Below are 24,303 nucleotides of genomic sequence, written 5' to 3' on the forward strand. Positions count from 1 at the left end.
ATCGGAGGGTATTCCATATGCTCATACCTCTGAGAATAATTCGCTTGTTGATAAAATACAAAGCGATATCTTGGTTACATATTAACCGCCCAAGAGGACGAGTGTTATGACTCAGCTTATCCATCGCCACTGTCACCACCAGCCGCCTGTCGCGCAGCGAGGCGAAGGCGTTTATCTTTTCGATCAGACGGGTAAACGTTACTTCGACGCCTGCGGAGGTGCAGCGGTGTCTAATTTAGGTCATAACAACCCAGTCATTAAACAGGCAATTTCTCAGCAGCTTGACTCGTTGCCTTTTGTTCACAGCGGTTTTTTCACCACTGAAGTAGCAGAAAAACTCGCCGAGAAACTGGTGCAACTGAGCCCTGAACCTCTTAATCATGTGTATCTGGTTAGTGGAGGTTCGGAGGCGGTAGAGTCCGCTCTTAAGCTGGCTCGCCAATATTTTCTTGAGCAAGGAAAAGAAAGTAAATCCCAGTTTATTGCTCGCAGGCAAAGCTATCACGGCAACACACTGGGGGCATTGTCAGTTGGTGGAAACGAATGGAGACGTGCTCCTTTCAGACCCTTACTTAAGGCTACCCATCACATCTCGCCTTGTTACCCTTATCGAGATAAAAAAACGGACGAAACCGAATTTGAGTATGGTCAGCGAGTTGCCAACGAGCTGGAACAGACTCTGCTGGACGTTGGTGCTGATAACGTGATGGCTTTTGTGGCTGAAACCGTCGTGGGAGCCACCGCAGGTTCGCTTTCTCCGGTCGAAGGTTATTTCAAACGAATTCGGGAAATCTGCGACAAATACGATGTGCTGCTGATTTTAGATGAAGTGATGTGTGGCGTTGGAAGAACAGGCAGTTTTTACGCATTCGAACAAGAGGGCATTGTGCCGGATATGGTGACCATTGCTAAAGGGCTTGGGGGAGGTTACCAGCCGATTGGTGCGACTGTAGTGAGCTCCAAGATATATCAGACAATTGCGCAGGGGACGGGGTACTTTCAGCACGGTCACACCTTTAACGGGCACCCTATGGCTTGTGCCTCTGCATTGGCAACCGTTACAGAGATCGTTGATGGCAAGTACCTCCAGCGGGTAAAAGCTTTGAGCGAGGGTCTGTTCGAAGAGCTGAAAGCTCGATTTGACCATCACCCCAACGTTGGAGATATCCGCGGGCGCGGGCTGTTTATCGGTCTTGAACTGGTGGAAGAAAAAGCCACAAAGACACCTTTTTCGCCGTCTAGCCAGCTAGAGAAAAAAGTCAAAGCAACAGCGATGGAAAAAGGGTTGATGTGTTACCCAATGAAAGGAACCATAGACGGAAAAAATGGGCACCACGTATTACTCGCGCCTCACTTTATCATGTCGGATGAGCAGGTTTTTGAGCTGGTGGATAGGTTGGAGGCAACGTTAGAAGCTCTCTTCACTGAGGAATTGGTATGCCAGCCATAATTGTTGCTCCGAATGGTGCCAGAAAACAGAAGAAAGACCACTTAGCATTACCCGTTTCTATTGATGAAATTGTTCAGGATGTTAAAGCCTGTCAGGCTGCCGGAGCTGCAATGGCTCACGTTCACGCCAGAACCTCTGATGGGCAACATACTTTGGGTATTCGGGAAAATGCTGCTTTGCTCGAAGAGCTGTTAGCAGAAGTTGGTAAAGATATTCTGATTCAACTGACAACAGAAGCCATAGGGCAATACACTCCTTACGAACAGATGATGTTGATAGAAAAAGTTCGTCCTCCTGCGATTTCCTGTGCAGTCAAAGAGCTCATTCCTGATAGCAAAGCCGAGCCAACCGCCAGAGACTTTTTCCACCTTGTGAACAGCCAGAACATTCTGGTGCAGTGGATTGTCTATGACCCGAATGATCTTGCCCGTTATTTCCGGCTTCTTGAAAGCGGCGTCATCCCTGCAACCAATCAACATTTGCTACTGGTGTTGGGGCGATATTCGAAAGGCTTACAATCCCACCCTAAAGATTTACTCCCGCTCCTGACTCCTGAACTGATGAGTTCAGGTATTCGTTGGGGGGCTTGCGCGTTTGGCCTAATGGAACAGCAATGCCTTTTGTCTGCTATGTTATTGGGTGGGGACGCTAGGGTCGGATTTGAAAATAACCATTTTTTACCAAATGGAGAAATGTCTCCGGGGAACGAATACCAGGTGACTCAACTTGTTCGTCAGGCAAAGGCGCTTAACCTGAGCGTGATACCTTCTGAACAGTTTGAGTCAAAATTGAGAAGTAGCGAATAACTTCATGTTTTAAGATGAAAATTTCGCATCCTCATATAGAGTGTGGTATTTGTTAAAGTTGTAAAGCTGACGTAAACGGAACTATGTTTCCAGAGACAAGACGCATGTGTGTTGCATGCAAATCAACAGAAGGAAAGGGATATGACGTTCTTTAAAACGGCTTGTGTTGTGATGGGGCTGAGTGGCGCATTAGGTATGGCGGCATCTGCTAACGCTGCCGACGACTTCGTAACTATCGGTACGGGTGGTGTTACTGGTGTTTATTACCCAACTGGAGGTGCTATTTGCCGTCTGGTAAACAAAGGGCGTAAAGATCATGGCATCCGCTGTTCTGTAGAGAGTACGGGTGGTTCGGTGTACAACATCAACACAATTCGTGCTGGTGAACTGGATTTAGGTATCGCTCAGTCAGATTGGCAATACCATGCATACAACGGTTCAAGCAAATTTGAAGACAAAGGACCATTTAAAGATCTTCGTGCTGTGTTCTCTGTTCACCCAGAACCGTTTACCGTGGTTGCTCGTGCAGACAGTGGTATCAAAAAGTTTGAAGACCTGAAAGGCAAGCGTGTCAACATTGGTAACCCGGGCTCTGGTCAGCGCGGAACCATGGAAGTGCTGATGGGCGAACTTGGCTGGACAATGAAAGACTTTAAACTGGCTTCGGAGCTGAAAGCGTCTGAGCAGTCTAAAGCACTGTGTGACAACAAAATTGATGCGATGATCTACACCGTTGGTCACCCAAGTGGTGCAATTAAAGAAGCGACAACTTCTTGTGACAGTGTGATTGTAGAAGTAAGTGGCGCGGCTGTAGACAAGCTAATTCAAGACAACAGCTTCTACCGTGTAGCAACTATCCCAGGTGGCATGTACCGTGGTAACGACCAGGATGTGACTACGTTTGGTGTGGGTGCAACGTTCGTAAGCTCGACTGCTGTGAAAGACAAAGTGGTGTACGAAATCGTAAAATCAGTGTTTGAAAACTTTGACACATTTAAGCGTCTTCACCCAGCTTTCAACAACCTGAAGAAAGAAGAAATGGCGAAAGACGGTCTTTCCGCACCACTTCATGCGGGTGCAGAAAAATACTACAAAGAAGCGGGTATTATTAAATAACCTCGATTCGTAATATCAATTTCAAAGCCCACCTGAACAAGGTGGGCTTTTTCTTTAATAGCTCATTGATTCAATCTATTGACCTGTTCCACAAAAGTTAAAAGGACTGTCTATACTCAATAAAAAGTGTGATTGAGATGGAACTTCCTATGCTTACTTCAACCTTGAGGCGAGTCATTGTGCGCCTTTTTGTAGCCCCGGTTTTGCTGGTTTTGTGTCTGGTACCCAGTGCAATAGCCGAGAAAACCGAAAAGAGAACGTACTACTTCGTAGGTGCGTTTTTAGCTCATCCTTACGTGCGTGATATCAAACTTGGTTTCAAGTACGCCAGCCAGAAACTCAACGTCAATATTGCCACTCTAGGACCACAAGGTCCGGATTGGGATGCTCAATATAAAGCGATGGAAACCGCCATTGCAGCAAACCCAGATGGCATCATCGTGCCCTTGTGGGTCGACAAAGTGGTACCGCTCATTGTAGAGGCGCGTAAGAAAGGGATAAAGGTCATTGCGATAGAAGCTGCGCCTGATGATCACAATGCGAATACCTACATCGGTTTAGACAATTATCAAGCCGGTCTGCTTACCGCCAAAGAGCTGCTTCGCATTGGTGGAAACAAAGGCAAGCTCGGGCTGGTATTAAACCAAGCCAGTAACACAGCATTGAAACGTCAGGGTGTTATAGATGGGCTGAAAGGAAGCGAGTGGGAAATCGTCGCCGAGGTAGATGACAAAACCAACACGGATCAGGCAAGTCAGGTCACCATGCAATTGCTGCGGGATAACCCCGAAATTACGGGGCTGATTGGTCTGAACTCCAGTTCTGGTGTAGGAATCGGAAACGCCATTGGGCAGTTGGGTTTGATGGACAAAGAGTTGGCGATTGTCGTTCATGACCGTGAAGATACCGTGCTTGAATTTATCGAAAGCGGGGTCATCGACTCCACCATTGTCGCGAAAACAGCAATGATGAGTTATCTCTCCGTTTCTTTGCTTGAGGATTATCACAGCCGAGTGGAGAACGATATTCCGGTCGCCAGTGATATTGCAACCATAGGGATTACTCTATTACCCGAAGTGGTTAACATCGGTGCAGTTGTCGTAAACCAAGAAAACGTGACTCATTTTTTACGCAAGAATCTGGTAAGTAGCTGGAAGGCTAAATGACGTTTAAGACCAAACTCTTTGTATTCACTCCATTGCTCGTGGCGCTGACGATAGTCTTGTCTATTGTCGCGTCCAATGTCCTGATGCGTAGCGAGATTAACCGGCAGAATGAGGCGCGTCTTCACAATGCCACTAGTTCACTTCAGCGTCGCATACTGGACGATTTTCCTCATATACACCGCCAATATGAAGCATTTCGCAACAGCGGTTCCACTCAGTTTTTAATGGGGGTGGAAAGAGGAAGCGTATTCACTGCTGAAGACTTTTTAGGAGTCTTGACCTTTTATCCAGATGTTCGGGAGTATTTACTGGAGTTTGCCCGTCTCTATGACATCACCAGCTATGCCATTTATTTACCAGCAGATCCGAATTCCAAAGCCCCTGTATTTGATGAAGGCGTAAATTATCTATATGCCCAGTACAATGCCGAGCTAGACGGCATTATTCTCAATGAAAGTACCCTGATAAGCTGGGATGCAAGAAACTTTTTGCGCAAGAAAGAGATCACGCCAGTCCTCAACTTTCCGAAAAAGTTTGTTGGTTCAGCGGGAACGGAACTCGCCACCTTATCTGATGGCAGTATCGGTATCAGTTACAGCTTTGAACTCGACAACGGTGGAATCCTGGTTCTTCAGAGAAGCTGGGATTTCGATTTGGCGATTCAGGAAGTTGACCTTGGTGTAGAGATAACGCTATACGATGAAGACCGCCAGCGAATTGATGGTTCTAAGCTGTTCCGGGTGCTCACTGACGAGGTGCCAGTCGGAACACCAAAGAAGTTAATGGAACTTCAGGACGTGGATGGTCAGATACACACTGGGCTGGCGTCCACCATTCGGGATAAAGGTGTCATTCTTGGCTATCTGGTGACATCGATTTCTCAACAGGTGATTGAAGACGCAACTAAGCGGGTCGCGGTTCTGCTCATTTTATCTGGTCTGGTCCTGGTATTACTCGCCGTAGCCATTGCCATTTTGATGGCGCGCTCCTTCATTGAACCCATTTCGCAGCTCATTAAAGATTTCAGCGCCATTGCGAACGGCAACATCAATCATAAAATCAACATTAGCCGCCGTGATGAGTTTGGCGAGCTGGCGCGAAACTTCTACTTCATGCAAAGCGCAATCAAAGACAACATTACCGAACTGAACCTGAAAATTCAGGAACGGGATGTGGCAGAGCGGAAAGTTCGAAAACTGAATGAAGAGCTGGAAGATCGCGTCATGCAGCGCACAGAAGAGCTTCGACATGCCGTGGGTGAAATGGAAAAAGCCAAAGAAGGGGCAGAGAAAGCCAATCAGGCGAAGTCGGAGTTTCTGGCGAACATGTCTCACGAAATTCGCACGCCCATGAATGCGATTCTAGGTTTTTCTGAAATTCTCCATTCAGAAGAAACCAATCCGAAAAAACTCAACTTTATCAATAAAATCAGGACGTCCGGTAAGGCACTACTTCACCTGATCAATGACGTGTTGGATCTATCGAAAGTAGAAGCGGGCAAACTGGAATTCCACATGGCGGCGACTTCGGTTCCCAAAATGTTCGAAGAACTGCACGACATGTTTGAACATAAGGCAACCAGCAGTAACCTCGCACTGATTTATGAAATAGAAAAAGGGATGCCAGAAAGCTTATTGCTGGATGAAAACCGCTTGCGTCAGGTATTCATTAACCTTATCGGTAATGCCGTAAAATTCACCGAGCAGGGCTATGTTAAGGTAACGTCCCGAGCCATACCTGTAGATAACGATTTCCGACTCGAATTTGATGTAGAAGATACAGGTATCGGTATTAGAGAAGATCAGATAGGTAAGATCTTCGGCTCCTTCGAGCAGGCGGAAGCCACAGAAAGCCGCTTTGGAGGCACAGGGCTTGGACTTGCCATCAGCAGACAGATTATTGAACTGATGGGCGGTCAAATCAGCGTGAAGAGTGAGTTTGGAGTTGGAACCACCTTTAGCGTTACGCTTCCTATTGTTAAGAGTGCTCAGGAAGTTGAACAGGATTCAGGTGAACACAGCCCGAACCAGAAAGTGGTGTTTGAACCAGCGAAAATCCTGATTGCCGATGATGTCGATTACAACCAGGAAATTCTGGCACAATTCCTGTCGGACTCTCCGTTTTCTCTCGATTACGCAGACGATGGGGTACAGGTATTAGAGCGCGTAGAAAGGTTTGTTCCCGACCTCATTCTGATGGACATCAAAATGCCCAACATGGATGGGCGTGAAGCATCTGAAAAGCTCAAGACTGATCCCCGCTTCAAAGATATTCCTATCATTGCTGTGACTGCATCGGCTTTGTCGGATTCCTTGGACACTTATATCCAGCACTGTGAGGGCTACATAACAAAACCCGTCGATAAAGATAGCCTGACGGAGGAGCTTAAGAAATTCCTTGCCTATACTAGAGTTAATGGAGTTGCTAATAGTGCACTTGCATTACAGTCACAACCTGCTGAAGTAGAAGGGGAAATTCGAGTACCAGGTGGGGAAATCCTAACTAAAATCCGTGCATTAGCGGTAGACGGCTACATCGATGATATTCAAGAGCTGATGCAACCCCTTTCAACCGATTTTCCAGAATTTACCGAGCGTGTCGTCAAGTTTGCACATGAATTCGACGATCAGAAAATAATCGACATGGTGGATGATTACGTCAATGAGCAACCATGAAATCTCTATTCTTATCGTGGATGACAGCCCTTCTAACCTCGGGGTCGCGTCCGGATTTCTTCGTGAGCTAGGATACAAAATCGCGACGGCAAACAACGGTAAAACCGCATTGAGTCGCGTAGAAAGAATTAAGCCTTCTCTTATTCTTCTGGATGTAAACATGCCGGAAATGAATGGCTTTGAGGTTTGCCAAATTCTGAACGGAAATCCAGAGTATGTGGATATTCCTATCATTTTCCTCACTGCACTGACGGATCAGGATGCGAAAGAAAAGGCATTTTCTTCCGGCGCTGTGGATTACATCAGCAAGCCCTTCCAGAAGAAAGAGTTGATTGCTCGGGTGCAAAATCACTTGAGCATCAGTCAGTCCAAGCGCGAGCTGGAACGTCTGGTTCAGGAAAAGTCAGATGCTCTGGACCAGCTTCGCAACACTCAAAATATGCTGGTGGAATCTGAAAAGATGGCGTCACTCGCGAAACTTGTGTCTGGCGTCGCCCATGAAATGAATACGCCAATAGGTAATTGCATCAGTACGTTTTCTGCGATTCGTGACACGGTCGCGACGCTAGAAAATAGCATTGAGAGTGGGGCGCTCTCCAAAAACAACATGATTTCTACCTTAGAGTCGATTCGTGACTTCACCACCATAGGTCTCAACAACACGTCTAAACAGACCCGTTTAATAGATTCTTTCCGAGAGCTGGATGCAGCAGGTGCTGAAACCAAGGTTCAGCCTGTGAATGTTGGTCGCTTCCTTTCGGAAGGGATTGAATCGGTTTCCACCACACAGAGTATCGAAACTAAGTTCAATATCGAGTGCGATCCGACGCTCACCGTGAAGCTCAATACCTGGATTGTTCATGACGTTTTGCAAAAGCTTGTTTTGAATACGTACCATCACGGGTTTTCTGGCAGTAATTCAGGGCAGGTATGGTTAAAAGTAAGGCATCAAAATGGCGAATTAGAGGTGGAATACTCTGATGATGGAAAAGGCGTTTCTGCAGAAGTTGAACACACGCTTTTTGAGCCTTTTATCACAACTGAACGTGGTCAGGGATTTGTCGGGCTCGGATTACACGTCGCCTATATTTTAGTTACTCAATATCTCAAAGGTAGAATTGAGCTGATAAACTCACCGGACGGAGCTCGGTTTAACTTCTGTTTTCCTTGTGAAATTTCTTAACTTCGCATACGAAATTTAAACAAAAAGTTCACTTTGTATACAAGAATTGTGCTCAATTTAAAGATGCAAACGATTAACTATTGTTCGAATTGAATATGTTCTTCATCACAGTCGTGAATCATGTCAAGAATCTGTAAAAAAACGAGCGATAATTACACTGCTCATGAGGGATAGGTGCTAACTTTTACTACTTTGATACCAAATGACATGGAGAAATTGGATGATGACCTTTAAGTCAGTCGCGGTGGGTGTAGCGCTTGGGTTGGCAGCTTTTGCAGCACAAGCAGATGATTTTAAACCATCAGTTATCTTTGATATGGGTGGTAAATTCGATAAATCTTTCAACCAAGCGGCTTACAACGGTGCGGAAGCATTTAAGAAGGACACGGGGATTGAGTACGGTGAGTTTGAAATCACTAACGAAGCGCAACGTGAGCAGGCGATGCTTCGCATGGCTCAGCGTGGCTTTGACCCAATCGTTGCTGTTGGATTCCAGCAAGCACCAATCGTTGAAAAAGTAGCGAAGCAGTTCCCAAGAACTAACTTCGTTATCATTGATTCAGTTGTAGATCTTCCTAACGTTCGTAGTGTTGTATTTAAAGAACATGAAGGTTCCTTCCTAGTTGGTGCACTAGCGGCACTGAAGAGTGATTCAAATGCAGTTGGCTTCGTTGGCGGCATGGACATTCCTCTGATTCGTAAATTCGCTTGTGGTTACGAGCAAGGCGCAAAGTACATCGATAAGAGCACTAAAGTTGTTCAGAACATGACAGGTTCTACGCCTGCGGCATGGAACAACCCAACAAAAGGTGCAGAGCTGGCTAAGTCTCAGTTCGACCAAGGTGTTGACGTTGTATACGCAGCAGCTGGTGGTACTGGTGTCGGTGTATACCAGGCAGCAGTTGATGAAAAGAAATACGCAATCGGTGTTGATTCAAACCAGAACTACCTACACCCAGGCGTAATGCTGACTTCTATGGTTAAGCGTGTAGACGTAGCGGTGAAAGATGCATTCATGGATGCGAAAGCTGGTACTTTCACTTCTGGCGTTCAGTCTCTAGGTCTTAAAGAAGAAGGTGTTGCTTGGGCACTTGATGAGCACAACGCAACCCTTATCACGCCAGACATGGCAAACAAGATCGAGAAAATCCGTGATGACATTATCGCGGGTAAAGTAGTGGTACACGACTACTTCTCAAACAGCGCTTGTACATACTAATTACGTAAGTAGTAATGCCGGACATGGCTAAACTGTGTCCGGTTTTTTATTTTCAGACCCAATAGATTGGGCATAAAAGCTAAGATCTATCGAATTGATTAGGATGACAGATCTTAGAAGCAAGCAATAACCTGTATTACCCAAAATCAGGTTCATTGACTATATTTCAGCAGTAGTCTGACAGATACCGATGACTAAGCTAATTCGCGTTAAATGGCTGCATTCAAAATAAGAGATTTTCGTCAAGCCGTTTCAATGAATTGCGTATTAGCCCGGTAAATCCACGAATTTGTCATTGCTGGGGTTTATACAACCGTAGATAACAGAATCTGGCTTATCGAGTCACGAGCCAACGTTAGTTTCCGATTCATTCAGTCACTCAGGGAGAGAGAATGAGCAGTCCTGCCATTGAGTTAAAACTCGTTAATAAGCGCTTTGGCGCGGTTTGGGCAAACAAAGATATTAATTTTGCTGTCCAGCCGGGCACCATTCACGGCATCGTGGGGGAAAATGGTGCAGGCAAGTCGACTCTAATGTCGATCTTGTATGGCTTTTACGAAGCAGATTCCGGTTCCATTCACGTGGATGGAAAGCAAGTTGCCATCAAAAACTCTCAAGATGCTATCGATTTGGGTATCGGTATGGTCCACCAGCACTTTATGTTAGTGGAAACCTTTACCGTGCTTGAAAACATTATGCTTGGGGCGGAAAGTCACAGCCTGATTTCTCACAGTACAAAAGATGCTGAAAGAGCATTGCATGAAATTGAAACCAAGTATGGTCTGGATGTAGACAACCATGCTTTGGTGTCTGATTTACCTGTAGGTTTACAGCAGCGTGTAGAGATTCTGAAAGCCCTGTATCGAGGGGCAAGAATCTTGATCTTGGATGAACCCACAGGGGTACTGACTCCGCAAGAAACGGAGCAGTTATTCGACATCCTGAAAACCCTGAAAGAGCAGGGCGTGACCATTATTCTTATCACCCATAAGCTGAAAGAAATCATGTCAGTAACCGACAGTGTTTCTGTAATGCGAGCAGGTGAAATGGTCGCGCATCGTCAAACATCGGAAACCAACCCTCAAGAGTTGGCAGAGCTGATGGTTGGTCGAAAAGTGCTTCTTAACGTCGACAAATCAGAAGCAGCGCCGCAGGAAACACGCATTGAAGTGAACAATGTCAGTTACTTCGATGATCGAGGCGTCAAACGACTCAAAAATCTGAACTTTGAAGTGAAAGCCGGTGAAATACTGGGTGTTGCTGGGGTATCTGGTAATGGTCAGTCCGAGTTGTTGCACGTTCTGGCTGGTACGTTAGTACCGCAGGAAGGTGAAACTAAGGTGACGACTTCTCAAGGTTCTAAAACCTTCAGTGCGTCGACATCCCGTGATGCCGCTCTGATGCGTGAACTGAGCATTGGTCATATACCTGAAGACCGAATTAAACAAGGCTTAGTGAAAACGATGCCTGCTTCAGAAAACGCGATTTTGGGCTTCCATCATAACGACGAGTATGGAGCGAAGCTTCTTGATTTGTCTGCCATCGATGGCGCTACACGCGACATGATGGAACAGTATGATGTCAGACCCGTTGATCCGAATCTTAAAAGCGCCAACTTCTCTGGTGGTAACCAGCAGAAGCTGATCATTGCTCGTGAAATGCTGAAACATCCAGATGTCATTCTGGTTGGGCAGCCTACCCGTGGGGTAGACATCGGGGCGATTGAGTTTATCCATAAAAACATCATTGCAGCTCGTGACAACGGCGCTGCGGTACTTCTCGTTTCAACTGAACTGGACGAAATTATGTCTCTGTCTGATCGCATTATCGTGATGGTAGACGGCGAGATTTCCGGTGAAGTAAAAGCAAGTGAAACGGATGAGAAAGGACTTGGTCTGCTGATGGCCAATGCCAGTGCAGAAGGAGAAGTACAATGAACAAAACCGTACCCGCATGGGTAAATGTGGCTTTAGTCCCGTTTCTCCAACTTGTTTTGGCGTTAGTGGTATCAAGTCTTGTGGTTTTACTGGTCGGTGAAAGCCCGGTAGCGGCTTTCTCGGTAATGATTCAGGGGGCAACCAACCTTGAATACGGTGGTTTGAGCAATACCTTGTATTACTCAACGAACTTTATCTTCACTGGCTTGGCGGTTGCAGTGGCGTTTCATGCCGGGCTATTCAACATCGGTGGTGAAGGTCAGGCGTATATCGCTGGTTTGGGTATCGGTATTTTGATGCTGCTACTTGACGGCATCTTGTCGGTTTGGTTAATGGCGCCACTGGCTATTATTGTTGCTGCTGCATTCGGTGCACTATGGGGCGCTGTTCCAGGTTATCTGCAGGCAAAACGTGGTTCTCACATTGTTGTAACTACGATCATGTTCAACTTTATTGCGTTCTCTGTCATGGGTTACGCCTTGGTGGAACACATCGCCAAATACGGTGGTAACTCCACGGATTCCCGCTATTTCAACCCAGAAGCCGTATTCCCTAAACTGCACGAATGGGGAGCCGCTCACGGATTTGAACTGCCATTCTCTCTTCTTAACCCGTCTTTGCTTATTGCTCTGGTAATGGCTTGGCTGGTTTGGTTGCTGCTTTTCCGTTCTCGTCTGGGTTATGCCATTCGAGTAGTGGGGCAGAATGCTTCGGCTGCGGAATACGCAGGTATTAATGCCAAGAAGATCATCATTATTGCCATGACCATTTCAGGTGCGCTGGCAGGCATGATGGCAGTGAATGAAGTGTTTGGTGCGCACAACCGTCTGATTCTGAACTTCACTGGTGGATTTGGCTTTATTGGTATTGCCGTTGCCCTAATGGGGCGTAACCATCCGGTAGGAATTATTATCGCTGCAATTCTGTTTGGCGCCCTGTATCAGGGGGGAACAGAACTCCAATTTGAAATGCCGAGCCTCAACCCAGAGCTGATCATGGTTATTCAGGGTTTGGTGATCTTCTTCACTGGTGCGATGGACAGGTTAATTCGCGAACCTGTTGAAAAACTCTTCACTCGTCAAGCGAAAGCATAGGAGGTGCGACGATGGAAATATTTAACTGGCTATTGTCCACTTTCGACTCAACCATTCGTTTGGCTATTCCGCTTATTTTTGCTGCGATGGCAGGGATATTCTCGGAACGTTCTGGTATTGCCGACATTGGTCTTGAAGGCAAAATGCTGTTTTCTGCCTTTGTTGCAGCGGCAACCGCCTATGCCGTTGGTTCTCCTTGGTTAGGCTTGCTAGCAGGTATTGCTGCATCCGTTTTGCTGTCTTTGGTGCATGGCTATGCTTCAATCGTTCAGAAAGGGGACCAGATCATTTCAGGGCTGGCGATTAACTTCTTTGCCTCCGGTATGACGATTACACTTGGGCACGCCTGGTTCTCACGCGGTGGTCAGACGCCGACTTTGTTAAATGAGCAGCGTTTCCTACCGATTGACCTGCCAGGAGCAGAGTGGTTGGGGGAAAACATTCCTGTTCTTGGACCTATTTACTCAGAGCTGATTTCTGGTCACAACATTCTGGTTTATCTTGCGTTTGTTGCTGTGTTTGCGACTTGGTGGGTGTTGTTCAGAACTCGATTTGGGCTTCGTGTTCGTGCGGTAGGTGAAGAACCGAACGCTGTAGATACAGCTGGTATCTCTGTGTACTCTCTGCGTTTTCGTGCGGTTATGGTAACCGGTGTCCTATGTGGTCTTGCTGGTGCGTACCTTTCTACTGCCCAGAATGCAGGGTTTGGTAAAGAGATGACTGCAGGTCAGGGCTATATCGCACTGGCAGCCGTTATCTTCGGTAAATGGCATCCGAAAGCGGCATTCTTTGCCTGTCTGCTGTTTGGATTCCTGTCTGCCCTTGAAACACGTATGCAAGGTGTCGAAGTACCGTTAGTTGGTGTTCTTCCAACTCAGGTGTTCTCTGCTCTGCCATACGTACTTACCGTGGTTCTTCTTGCTGGCTTTATTGGCAAGGCTATCGCACCTAAAGCGATTGCTAAGCCATACACTAAAGAGCGCTAACCACAGTAAATCAATCTTTTTAAAAGCCAGCAGGTTCGCGCCTGCTGGCTTTTTTACATGTAAATCTTAGTAAAAGTACTCGGCTCTTCGGTTATTTGTCCTATAACTAATTCAAGGGAAATGACCGAGGCTAAGTATGAGGACAATACGAAATCTGCCCCTGCTACTTGTTGTTTTGGCGAGTGCATTCATCCATTCGGCACAAGCCAGTGATGACGACAAAACCCATTTTCAGGTCTTGCTTTCAGCAACATTTGGTCCAACTCAGAGTGATTTCAATGAACTGAAAAAACTGGGGCGGTCAGGATGGATTGATCTGCAGATTAGTGAGACTCCCACCTATCATTACCCACGGTTTTCTAACTCGACAGCTTTTGAAAAACAGGCAAGGCGTGAGTACGTATGGTGGCAGGTTGTCACCGAATCGCCTGATCAATTGCGTCAACGTAGCGCATTCGCTCTCAGTCAGATTTTTGTTGTCTCTCGGTTTGGGGGATTAGGGCGTTATCCAGATTCTCTCGCAAGCTATTACGATGTCTTGGTAAAACACGCTTTCGGCAATTTCCGGGATTTACTGCAAGAGGTGACATTACACCCCGCTATGGGCAAATATCTTTCCATGATGGGAAGCAAAAAAGCCAACCCTGAAAAAGGGCGCTTTCCGGATGAAAACTACGCCAGAGAAGTGATGCAGCTTTTTACGCTCGGTTTATATCAGCTTAACCCTGATGGCAGCGTGAAAAGAAATGCTGGAGAGCCGATCCCAGCTTATAGCCAGAATGATGTTGAAGAGCTGGCGAGAATTCTGACAGGCTGGACCCGCAGTGAAAAATCGCTAGTTAAGCCAATGAAAAACAATGGCAATCATCATGATTACGAGACTAAGCGGTTTATGGGGTATGCGTTTAAAGCCTGGCAAACCCCAAAACAAGATCTCGAACAGGCACTGGACATTCTCTTTCATCACCCAAATTTGCCGCCCCATATATCCCGTTTATTGATTCAAAGACTGACGTCTTCAAACCCTTCACCACAGTATATTGAGCGCGTCGCCAACGTATTTGTGAACAATGGAATGGGCATTCGGGGAGACCTGTCAGCGGTGTTTAAAGCCATTCTTATGGACCCGGAAGCCTTCAGCGAACAGGCAATTAAAGTTAAAGAGCCTTTACTTGCCATGACTCAGTTATATAGGGCGTTTCCACCCCAGAACAAACAGGAAGTGGATGTTCGACGGGTATACCGTGTTACACAACAGGGACCGCTTCGCTCGCCTTCGGTATTTAATTTCTATTCTCCCGATTATCAGCCAACAGGGGATTTGGCACAGCATAATCTGGTCGCGCCGGAATTGGCCTTGATGAACTGGAACAGTTACACCGAGATGGTCAACATCACGTTGTCTTACCTTGTGCAATCCAACAAAAATGCCCCCACCGCAAACATGCAAGGTTGGCTGGATCTGACCAGCCAGCCGAAGTCACTGGTTTCAGCGCTCGATTTCGTGTTACTTGGTGGAACCATGTCTAAGGAAATGAAAAATATTCTGGTCATTCATTCTGCCAAATATGGGAATGTGAAAGGCACACGTAAGCAAAAGCGTCTGCTTCAGGAGTTGCTTTATCTGACTCTCACCAGTGATGAATATTTTGTTCAGGGAGGTTTGAAATGAAGCTTAACCGCCGCCAGTTTTTACGCTCTGCATCCGTTTTATCTTTCCCTGCGCTATTGAATTCTCCCTTGGTAATGGGGGCGCATGGAGATGACAACAAAGACTTTAAAGCATTGGTTTGCATCTATCTTGCCGGCGGAAACGATGGATTTAACACTGTTATTCCAACCGACGAGAAACACTACCTTCAATACCAGAAGGCGCGTTCCGATCTTGCTTTAGAACGCAATGAAATTTTGCCGATTGATTTAAAGGTGAAAGATAGAGAAGGAGAAGCCGTCAGTTTAGGATTACACTCAGCCATGCCTGAACTTCAAAATCTTATCCAGCAGGGCAAAGGTAACGTGGTACTTAACTCTGGGATTCTACGAGAGCCTCTGAGCAAGCAAAGCATCAACAATGGCCAGTCACTGCCCCCGCAGCTGTTTTCTCATAATTCACAGGCGGGGGAATGGATGAAAGGTGCTGTCGGGCTAAGTAATGCCTATGGCTGGGCAGGTCGTATGCTGGATGTTCTTGAATTGGGCGGGAAGATAGAACCTTCTTTCAGCTTGGGCAGAGAAACGTACTGGCTTCGGGCACAGCAAGTTCAGCAAAACGTCATCAAGATCGGCAAAATCACCAAGCTGAGAATGCTGGATAAAAACAGACGTACTCGGCAAAGCTTCATTGCCATGAATGACAAGTCACCAGAAAGTCCCTTTCATCAGTACCTTTCAGATGTAAAAGGACAGGCTCTGGAAAAAAGCGAGTATCTATCTGATCAACTTGCCCCAATTGCTGATTCAGAATCACTGCTCAGCATAGGAACGTTGGGTCCCCAACTTAACTCAGCTCTGAAGTTGATAAGGCTCGCACCAAATTTTAGCCACTCAAGGCAGACGATATTTGTTCGTCTGAACGGTTTCGATACTCATGATGACCAGCTAGAAAGGCATCCAGCACTGCTTAGAGAGCTGAGTCAGGGTATTGCGCAGTTATATGCTGAGTTAGAAAAACTGGGACTCGATTCGAAGGTGACGACATTTACTATGTCTGATTTCGGTCGAAGAATTGCGGCAAATGGAAAAGGTTCTGATCACGGGTGGGGAAGTCATCAGCTAATAGTGGGTGGCAGTGTACAAACAGAGAATGCTATTGGTGTATATCCGGACATCTCCCTAAAAGGTGCAGATGATCTTGGCGTTGGACGTATCATCCCAACTTTATCGAACGATCAGGTAGGAGCAACTCTGGCTAAGTGGATGGGCGTTACTGGAACTGGGCTGGATTATGTCTTTCCCAATCTCAAAAATTTTGCTCAGCATGAACTACAATTCTTTAAATCCTGATGCGCAAATTGTGCGTCTGTAACCGTCAAAGCCACTAAATCAAACGATGTAAACGAAGTACAAACAGGGGTTTATGCTATATATCTACAAGCAAACGTTTGCCTTTTTGGGGCTTATTGCCGCGTATATACAGGCGAGCTACAATCGCGCTCCCGACTTGTCCCTTAAAAAGTTTTATTTACTATGAAGTTTCCCGGTCAAAGAAAATCCAAACATTATTTCCCTGTGCACGCGCGTGATCCACTCGTTACTCAAGCACAGGAAAGCAAGAAAATGGCTCGTACTCACATCGTTGGTATCGACCAGACTCTGGTGGATATTGAAGCGAAAGTGAGCGATGAATTCATTGAGAAATTTGCACTGAGTAAGGGACACTCACTGGTTATCGATGATGAAACGGCTGAAAACCTCTATAACGAACTGAAAGATCAGGGGCTGGTCACCAATGAATTTGCTGGTGGCACTATCGGTAACACTCTGCACAACTATTCTGTTTTAGCTGACGATAAATCTATCCTGCTTGGTGTGATGAGTCAGGACATCAAAATTGGCAGCTACGGCTATCGCTATCTTTGCAATACCTCTAGCCGAATGGACCTAAACTACCTGCAGGGTGTAGACGGCGCTATCGGTCGCTGTTTTGCACTTATTAGTGAAGATGGCGAACGTACTTTCGCAATCAGTGAAGGTCACATGAACCAACTGAAACCGGAAAGCATACCCGAGAACATTTTCCAGAAAGCTTCTGCGCTAGTTCTTACCGCTTATCTGGTTCGTTGTAAACCGGGTGATCCAATGCCGGAAGCGACAATGCAGGCTATCCAGTATGCGAAGAAATACGATGTGCCAGTTGTTCTAACTCTGGGCACTAAATATGTGATTCAGGATGATCCTACTTTCTGGCAGGAATTTTTGGCTGAGCACGTCAGCGTTGTTGCCATGAATGAAGATGAAGCTGAAGCACTGACGGGGGAAAGTGACCCGCTTTTAGCTTCGGACAAGACTCTGGAATGGGTGGATCTGGTTCTGTGTACCGCAGGCCCTGTTGGTCTTTACATGGCAGGATTTGCTGAAGATACTGCAAAGCGCGAAACCTCACTGCCACTTCTTCCTGGTGCAATTGCGGAGTTTAACCGTTACGAATTCAGTCGCCCGGTACGCAAAGCCAATACTGATAACCCAGTCAAAGTTTATTCTCACATCGCTCCTTATATGGGGGGGCCAGAGAAAATTAAAAACACCAATGGTGCCGGAGACGCGGCATTGTCTGCGCTCCTTCACGATATGGCAGCAAACCGTTACCACAAGGAAAACGTGCCTAATTCAAGCAAGCACCAGTATCCTTATCTGACGTATTCATCGTTCTCACAAGTGTGCAAGTATTCAAACCGCGCCAGCTATGAAGTATTGGTTCAGCATTCACCTCGTCTTTCCCGAGGATTGCCAGAGCGTGAAGACAGCTTAGAAGAAGCATACTGGGAAAGATAATTTATCTTATACCCAAGTAACCTCAAGATGCTAAGTTCAGCGAGAATTAACTGGCTTTTCAGACAAGACACCGATTTGAAGATCTAGTGGTTCTAAATCAAGAATCGGTAACGCAGTATGAAAGCCAGTTAAACTAGCCCTTGGGAGCCCATATTCTGTCTCATTTCATCGTCAAAGAACTTGGAAAGGACGGGTCATTCCGCTGCGTTCGTTTCCTTGAACTGAAACAGAATATGATGCTCTGAATCCTGCATCTTGAGGTCACTTGGGTATATATGGTCGTATGACAGATTTGATAGCCGCCTGAAAAGGCGGCTTTTTTGTGCGCTTAAACCGGATTTATTTTCTCCCTAACAGCGGAATCTATGCCATGATTAATAGGACGTTGTTAAATGGAAGAACTTATGATCAGCTGTGACAAGTACGACTTTATTGAACTGGCTTGTGTGTTCAAATTCAAAGTGACTTTGGAAATGTTAAATGGAGAAACAGAAGAAGGCGTTGCCACAAGTACAAAAATAGGTGCCGACCGCATTGAGTATCTTGTTTTAAGCCATCTGGACGAAGACGAATCTTTCATTCAGATGGACCAAATCCGAACCATGACTGCGAAAACGCCCAACCCGCACTTCACGACAATCCACATTAACAATAATTAATCCTATCTTCATCGCAGTTGGCTAACCTCTCCTTGATCTACTTATTCAAATAAATTCAATTAGTTAAGATTGTCTTTGCCGTGAGAGATACGCCGTTCCATGATATTGCATTGCCTTGGCTATTTAAGATGACCAATTAACCCCGCATTTTTGTCCTTATACAAAGTTTTATCGTTACCCCTTTGATAGTATTCACTTTGTTGAGTACTTGAAGGGTAACTGTATGAAAATTCTGGTGATTGAGGACGATGCCACCACAAGAGAATTTGTTTCTAAAGGGCTGAAAGAGCATGGCTACATCGTTGATGAAGCCGCCGACGGTCAGGATGGTTTGATGATGGCGGTAAGCTGCGACTATCAGATGATCATTTTGGACAGAATGTTACCGGGTCTGGATGGAATGAAAGTACTTGCCGCGTTAAGAGCCGCTGAAGTACAGGTTCCTGTGCTGATTCTAAGCGCCATGGATAGCGTGGAAGATCGGGTAAGTGGTTTACAGGCGGGGAGTGACGATTACCTCACCAAGCCTTTTGCCCTTGCCGAGTTAATCGCAAGAACAGACATCATAGTCCGCCGCCACAAACCAACAACTCAGATTGTCAGTAGTCTGGAGTACGCAGGCTTAAAACTGGATTTGAAAGCACACAAGGTCAGCTACGAAGGGACTGAACTCCACTTACAGCCCAAAGAGTTTCAGCTTTTGCAGTACTTCCTTGAGCACGAAGAGCAGGTGATCTCCAGAATGCGCTTGTTTGAGGCGATATGGAACTATCATTTTGATCCCCGAACCAATGTGATTGATGTTCATATTGCCAACTTAAGGAAAAAGCTTGATGAAGTAGGGGGAACTAACCTGCTGCATACGGTTCGTGGGGCCGGTTATGTCCTTCGCTGTTAATCACGACCTTACCCGTTCCTCTGTATTCAAAATACTTCTGTTGTTGGTACTGGCGATAGGGATTTTGTACTCCCTGTTTGTTCATCAGGTTTTTCTTCATTCAGAACGCTTTCACCGCGATCAGCTTAACCAGCAACTTCAGGATGAACTCCAGGAGTTTGGCGATGCCAATCTACGTGGTGGCAACGAGATAGAGCGACTCGTTACCCGAAAGCGAGAATCCGACAGCCCCTTCACCTATAACATCATTCGAGTATCCATTCCCCAGTCCTATCCGGTAATGCGCAACAGTGTCGGAGATAATCAGCTTATTCTTTTTGATGGACGAACTCTGGAAATCGGAATCAAACCTGAGTTGCTGAAATCTTACCGCTCCAAAGTCGTACCCATGATCCTGTCCGGTGTCCTTATTCCAGTCACCTTCATGTTTATCGGCGTGGCCGGCTTTGCCATTGTGGTACTGCGTAAGCTTCATCGGGTCAATCACGCCATGAATCGATTCCTGTGTGGTGAAAAAAAGGTGAAATTGCCTGTATCAGCCAATGATGATGAATTCGATATTTTGGCAATACATCTCAATTTTATGATTGAGCAGATGGAAAAGAATGAAGAGACTCTCAAATCTCTCTCAATTGGTATGGCACACGATATGCGAACGCCGATGGCTCGCTTAAAATTGAGACTTGAGGAGCTAACCCTTTCAGAAAATTTGGATGAAAGTCACGCCCAAGAGCTTATGTCGTGTCAGGATGAACTGGATCTTATCCTTTCTCTTTTCAATAGCATGCTTGAAATTGCACGGCTAAATAGCGGGCAGGTGGCAATAAAAAAAGAGGTAGTCAATCTGGGGCAGGTTACTCGAGATGTGGTGGATTTTCTAATGCCATTGGCAGAGCAAAAAAACCAAACTCTGACCTTAAGAGAAGACGAACCTTGCCAAATACAAGGTGACCGCTCACTGATGTTCCGGGCATTGTTTAACCTGGTTGAAAATGCGGTGAAGTACACACCCGAATCAGGCTGTATCGAAGTGGTGACGGATCAGTGTGGTGTCGTGGTCAGTGACAACGGCATCGGCATTTCAGACATCGATAAAAACAAAGTGTGTCAACCGCTGTTCAGGGCAGACAAAAGCCGGAGTGAGACGGGTAACGGAATTGGGTTAGCGTTAGTTGAAGCTGTGGTGAAACAGCATCAGGCTAAGTTGATTTTCAAAGATAATCAGCCGGGTCTTCGTGCACGAATATTTTTCAGTTAACGGCAATTCTCCTCATAAAAAATATTGTTTAATTTAGAAATAAATGGTATTTAGTGCACCCATACGGAAAGAAGCAAGGCTTATTATAAGCTACTGTTATATATAGCCTTATTTTAATGCTGCGCAAACGATTAGCTGCTTGCTGGCGGTGAAAATTTAGGGGAAAGGCTATACGAGTCAAAAGTAACTCAAGGGAATTTTTAGCCCGCATGTTGCTTTGATTCAGATAACGAAAACACGCAGTTCTATGAATTAAAATTTTGTTATCTCCGCTCACAGCGATGCCTGTGCGGGTATGTAATATCAATGTTTTAGAGTAATTGCTCTATTGTAGGTAAAGTATGAATTGGTTATCTAACCTCTCTCTGAGAATGAAAATGGCACTTCCGGTTGGAGTGATGATCGTTTTGTTCTCTTCAATCACTATTTATAACGTCGTTCTTTTTGGTGCTCAAAACCAAGCGAACCAAAAGCTCAACCATACGATTCAACCTGTTCTTGAGAAAATTGAGGATGCGTATCGCGATTTGTATCAGGTGATTTCAGCAGCGCAAGGGCTAATGCTGGCAAACGGTGATCAGGAAGAAATCAAAAAGCAGAAGTTTGAATTTGAAGACAACGCTTACAAAGCGCTCCCTCGTTTAAAGAGCCTTTACGATCTACTCGATGCCGATGTACTGCCAGCAAGCTCCAAGCCAACCGTTGACAAGCTTATCAGAGCTACAGAAAGCTGGATTGGCAAATACGAAACCATGTTTGCAGACCCAGACCGTGCAAAAGCTCTGTTTGACCAGAACCAAAGCGCGATGATGAATGACTTTTCCGTCATGCGTAAAGCACTGAAATCTGTACGCTCAGATATTGAAAAAGTACAGGGCGACTTGCGTACACAGGCGAGTGATGCGGCACGTACCTCTGAACTGGCTCTGGAGCTGGGCAGTGGTCTTGCAGTATTACTGGGTGCCACTCTGACTTGGTTACTGTCCGGCTGGATCATTGGTCCGATTCGTCGCCTGAACGAAAACATGGCAGAAATCGCATCTGGTCAGGGCGATTTAACCAAACGTGTCGATATTGAATCCACTGATGAAGTGGGCGAACTGGGTCGAAACTTCAATACCTTTGTGTCTTCACTGCAAAAGACCATTGGTGAAGTTGTGGATGCTACTCACCAGGTTCGCAATGAGATGAATCAGTTTAACCAGCTGACCGAAAATGTGGTCTCTGGCGTTACGTCTCAGCAGCAAGAAAGTGAAATGGTAGCGGCTGCTATCAATGAAATGCGAGCCACCAGTGAGAGCGTCAGCCAGAATGCTCAGGAAGCGGCATCTGCCAGTGAATCTGGCAACGATGAAGTTCAACAAGCTGCGAACGTGCTTCGCGCGACAGTCACCTCAATTCAGGGGCTGGCTAATGAGCTTGAACATGCAGGCTCCGTCATTCATACACTGGATTCTGACGTCTCAAACATTGCTTCGATTCTGGATGTTATTCGTGGCATCGCAGAGCAAACCAACTTACTTGCTCTGAATGCGGCGATTGAAGCGGCACGAGCAGGGGAACAAGGTCGTGGCTTTGCGGTGGTAGCAGATGAAGTGCGTGCCCTGGCAAGTAAGACTCAGGACAGCACCGGTGAAATTCAGATCATGATTGAGAAGCTTCAGGCTGGTGCGAAAGAAGCGGTGACCGCAATGGAGTCCAGCCAGCAGGGTGGTGAACGCACCATTGAGCAGGCAAATACGGCGTCTGACTCTCTGAATGAAATCAGTCGTTCGATAGGCATCATTAATGAAATGAACTCTCAGATTGCGACTGCGGCGTTTGAGCAAACCACAGTAAGTGAAGATGTGAACAGCAACATTCAGCGCATTGCAGACAACAGTCAACAAATGGTTCATGTTGTTGAAGAAGCCAATGAGTCTTCGCAAAATCTGGCGATTCAGTGTGAGCGTCTGGACAACTTAGTGGGTCGTTTCCGCGTGTAGTGACACGACTTTGAAGGTTAGACAATATCGCTAACTTAATAAAACCCCGAACTCGTTTCGGGGTTTTGTTTATTTAAGCCAAACTCGGGATAAAACGTTACTTATCATGAGATAAAAAGTCATGAGATCAAAAAAGGTCGCTATAGAGCGACCTTTCTAATACCTATTATTTCATTACACGAAAATGTACTGATCCATCATTGTAATCATACGACCGATTTCCGGTTTAGTGATGGTGTCGTTGGCACCTAAGTCCAGTGCTTTCTGGCGGTTATCGTCACTCATCAGAGACGAGAACATAACAATTGGCATCTGCGCGAAGGTTTCACTGTCACGCAAACGCTTCAGCAAGTGCATGCCATCCATTCGAGGCATTTCTACGTCTGTTACCACAGCATCAACAAACTCGGAGATAGGTAGGTTTTCTGATTTCGACAGACCTTCAAATTCGGTGAGCTTCTCCAGAGCTTCGCCACCATCTTTACAGGTGATGATATTGTAACCTGCAGAGCGTAGCGTGTTCTCAATCAGGCTACGAATAAAGGCTGAGTCGTCCACAACCATTACGGTTCTTGCCTGACGTTTTGTAACCATACGCTGGTTAAGATCAACACTCTTGTCGATGGTAACGTCGTATTTCTCCATGCTGAGCTCTGGGTTGATATCAGCGATGATTTTCTCGAAATCCAGGATCATGATCAGGTTGCCATCTTGGCGAACTACCGCAACCACACAGTCGTTTTCACCTGCTTCCAAGAACTGGCTAGGCGATTCTACATCTTCCCAGGAAATACGATGGATACGGCTGATGCTGTCTATCAGAAAGCCATTAGTCATGCGGTTGAAATCGGTAACGATAACGAACTTTCTGTCGATGTCTTGTTTGGTAGGAACACCCAACCAGCCTGCTAAATCAACAAGGGGAGTCAGCTTTTCGCGAGAGGAAAATACACCCACCATATGTGGCTGTGCATTTGGGTAATCTGTCGTTTCAGGAACCTGAATTACTTCACGTACTTTCGCAACGTTAATACCGTAATAGCAGGTTTTAGTTGTACCGTCCGGGAGTAGTTTCTGCAGATGAAATTCTATAATTTCCAGCTCATTTGTACCGCTTTCGGTTAAAACCGTACTGTTAAGGTTGTTACTCATAGATACCACATTTCAAGTTAGTACTGTCAGGCAGTTAATTGATATTTATTTTAGTATATACCCAAGGAACCTCAAGGTGCAGTGTCACAACGAAATTCTTGAGTCTAAAGCTGGGCTTGTTTAGCGTTGTAATGACAGTATAGTCAATGTTCGCTGAAGACAAGCGCAACATGATGCAAAGGCTAAATCATATCCCTGGCACTCGTAATTTATCGGCAAAAACAGTGC

18 protein-coding genes are annotated in these 24,303 nt (G+C 45.9%); 17 read left to right on the forward strand and 1 reads right to left on the reverse strand.

Annotation, left to right across the window (positions count from 1 at the left end):
- The first annotated feature begins 106 nt into the window (after positions 1-106).
- From INR79_RS06335 to INR79_RS06415, 17 genes are all read left to right on the forward strand, one after another.
- Positions 107-1,450, forward strand: a complete 1,344-nt coding sequence (locus INR79_RS06335) for an aspartate aminotransferase family protein (protein ID WP_223096439.1) — start codon at positions 107-109, stop codon at positions 1,448-1,450.
- A complete protein-coding gene (locus INR79_RS06340; protein ID WP_223096441.1) occupies positions 1,438-2,256 on the forward strand; it encodes a 3-keto-5-aminohexanoate cleavage protein in 819 nt (272 codons plus the stop codon). Before INR79_RS06335 ends, INR79_RS06340 begins: the two co-directional genes overlap by 13 nt.
- 171 nt (positions 2,257-2,427) lie before the next feature.
- Positions 2,428-3,372, forward strand: coding sequence for a TAXI family TRAP transporter solute-binding subunit (locus tag INR79_RS06345; protein WP_045961621.1), 945 nt, complete (start codon positions 2,428-2,430; stop codon positions 3,370-3,372).
- A gap of 149 nt (positions 3,373-3,521) precedes the next feature.
- Positions 3,522-4,538 carry a substrate-binding domain-containing protein gene (locus INR79_RS06350; protein ID WP_004399212.1) on the forward strand — a complete coding sequence of 339 codons (1,017 nt, stop codon included), beginning with the start codon at positions 3,522-3,524 and terminating at the stop codon, positions 4,536-4,538.
- On the forward strand, positions 4,535-7,213 hold the full coding sequence (locus INR79_RS06355) for an ATP-binding protein (protein ID WP_223096443.1): 2,679 nt from the start codon (positions 4,535-4,537) through the stop codon (positions 7,211-7,213). Before INR79_RS06350 ends, INR79_RS06355 begins: the two co-directional genes overlap by 4 nt.
- On the forward strand, positions 7,200-8,396 hold the full coding sequence (locus INR79_RS06360) for a hybrid sensor histidine kinase/response regulator (protein WP_004399214.1): 1,197 nt from the start codon (positions 7,200-7,202) through the stop codon (positions 8,394-8,396). The genes INR79_RS06355 and INR79_RS06360 overlap by 14 nt, the downstream gene beginning before the upstream one ends.
- 220 nt (positions 8,397-8,616) lie before the next feature.
- On the forward strand, positions 8,617-9,615 hold the full coding sequence (locus tag INR79_RS06365; protein WP_004399215.1) for a BMP family protein: 999 nt from the start codon (positions 8,617-8,619) through the stop codon (positions 9,613-9,615).
- Between the two features lie 392 nt (positions 9,616-10,007).
- Positions 10,008-11,552: an ABC transporter ATP-binding protein gene (locus INR79_RS06370; protein ID WP_004399216.1), complete on the forward strand. Its 1,545-nt coding sequence runs from the start codon at positions 10,008-10,010 to the stop codon at positions 11,550-11,552.
- Positions 11,549-12,646, forward strand: a complete 1,098-nt coding sequence (locus INR79_RS06375; protein ID WP_004399217.1) for an ABC transporter permease — start codon at positions 11,549-11,551, stop codon at positions 12,644-12,646. The genes INR79_RS06370 and INR79_RS06375 overlap by 4 nt, the downstream gene beginning before the upstream one ends.
- Positions 12,647-12,657: 11 nt before the next feature.
- The gene (locus INR79_RS06380; RefSeq protein ID WP_004399218.1) at positions 12,658-13,632 is read left to right on the forward strand and encodes an ABC transporter permease; all 975 of its coding nucleotides are present in this window, start codon (positions 12,658-12,660) and stop codon (positions 13,630-13,632) included.
- A 136-nt stretch (positions 13,633-13,768) separates the two neighbouring features.
- Entirely contained in the window at positions 13,769-15,304 is a 1,536-nt protein-coding gene (locus INR79_RS06385; protein ID WP_223096445.1) for a DUF1800 family protein, read from the forward strand.
- Positions 15,301-16,635 (forward strand): DUF1501 domain-containing protein, encoded by a 1,335-nt coding sequence (locus tag INR79_RS06390; protein ID WP_223096447.1) that lies wholly within the window; start codon positions 15,301-15,303, stop codon positions 16,633-16,635. Before INR79_RS06385 ends, INR79_RS06390 begins: the two co-directional genes overlap by 4 nt.
- A gap of 183 nt (positions 16,636-16,818) precedes the next feature.
- Positions 16,819-18,123 carry an inosine/guanosine kinase gene (locus INR79_RS06395; RefSeq protein ID WP_004399221.1) on the forward strand — a complete coding sequence of 435 codons (1,305 nt, stop codon included), beginning with the start codon at positions 16,819-16,821 and terminating at the stop codon, positions 18,121-18,123.
- Between the two features lie 392 nt (positions 18,124-18,515).
- Positions 18,516-18,782 (forward strand): Rho-binding antiterminator, encoded by a 267-nt coding sequence (locus INR79_RS06400; protein ID WP_022589451.1) that lies wholly within the window; start codon positions 18,516-18,518, stop codon positions 18,780-18,782.
- Positions 18,783-19,005: 223 nt separating this feature from the next.
- A complete protein-coding gene (locus tag INR79_RS06405; RefSeq protein WP_004399224.1) occupies positions 19,006-19,680 on the forward strand; it encodes a response regulator transcription factor in 675 nt (224 codons plus the stop codon).
- Positions 19,664-20,938 (forward strand): sensor histidine kinase, encoded by a 1,275-nt coding sequence (locus INR79_RS06410; protein WP_223096449.1) that lies wholly within the window; start codon positions 19,664-19,666, stop codon positions 20,936-20,938. Before INR79_RS06405 ends, INR79_RS06410 begins: the two co-directional genes overlap by 17 nt.
- A 341-nt stretch (positions 20,939-21,279) precedes the next feature.
- Positions 21,280-22,923 (forward strand): methyl-accepting chemotaxis protein, encoded by a 1,644-nt coding sequence (locus INR79_RS06415; RefSeq protein ID WP_223096451.1) that lies wholly within the window; start codon positions 21,280-21,282, stop codon positions 22,921-22,923.
- A gap of 174 nt (positions 22,924-23,097) precedes the next feature.
- Here the strand turns inward: INR79_RS06415 and INR79_RS06420 are convergent, their stop codons facing one another.
- On the reverse strand, positions 23,098-24,075 hold the full coding sequence (locus INR79_RS06420; RefSeq protein WP_004399232.1) for a chemotaxis protein CheV: 978 nt from the start codon (positions 24,073-24,075) through the stop codon (positions 23,098-23,100).
- Positions 24,076-24,303 lie beyond the last annotated feature (228 nt).

Origin of the sequence: Vibrio sp. SCSIO 43132 (assembly GCF_019904195.1) — a bacterium.
Classification (GTDB): Bacteria; Pseudomonadota; Gammaproteobacteria; order Enterobacterales; family Vibrionaceae; genus Vibrio; species Vibrio nigripulchritudo.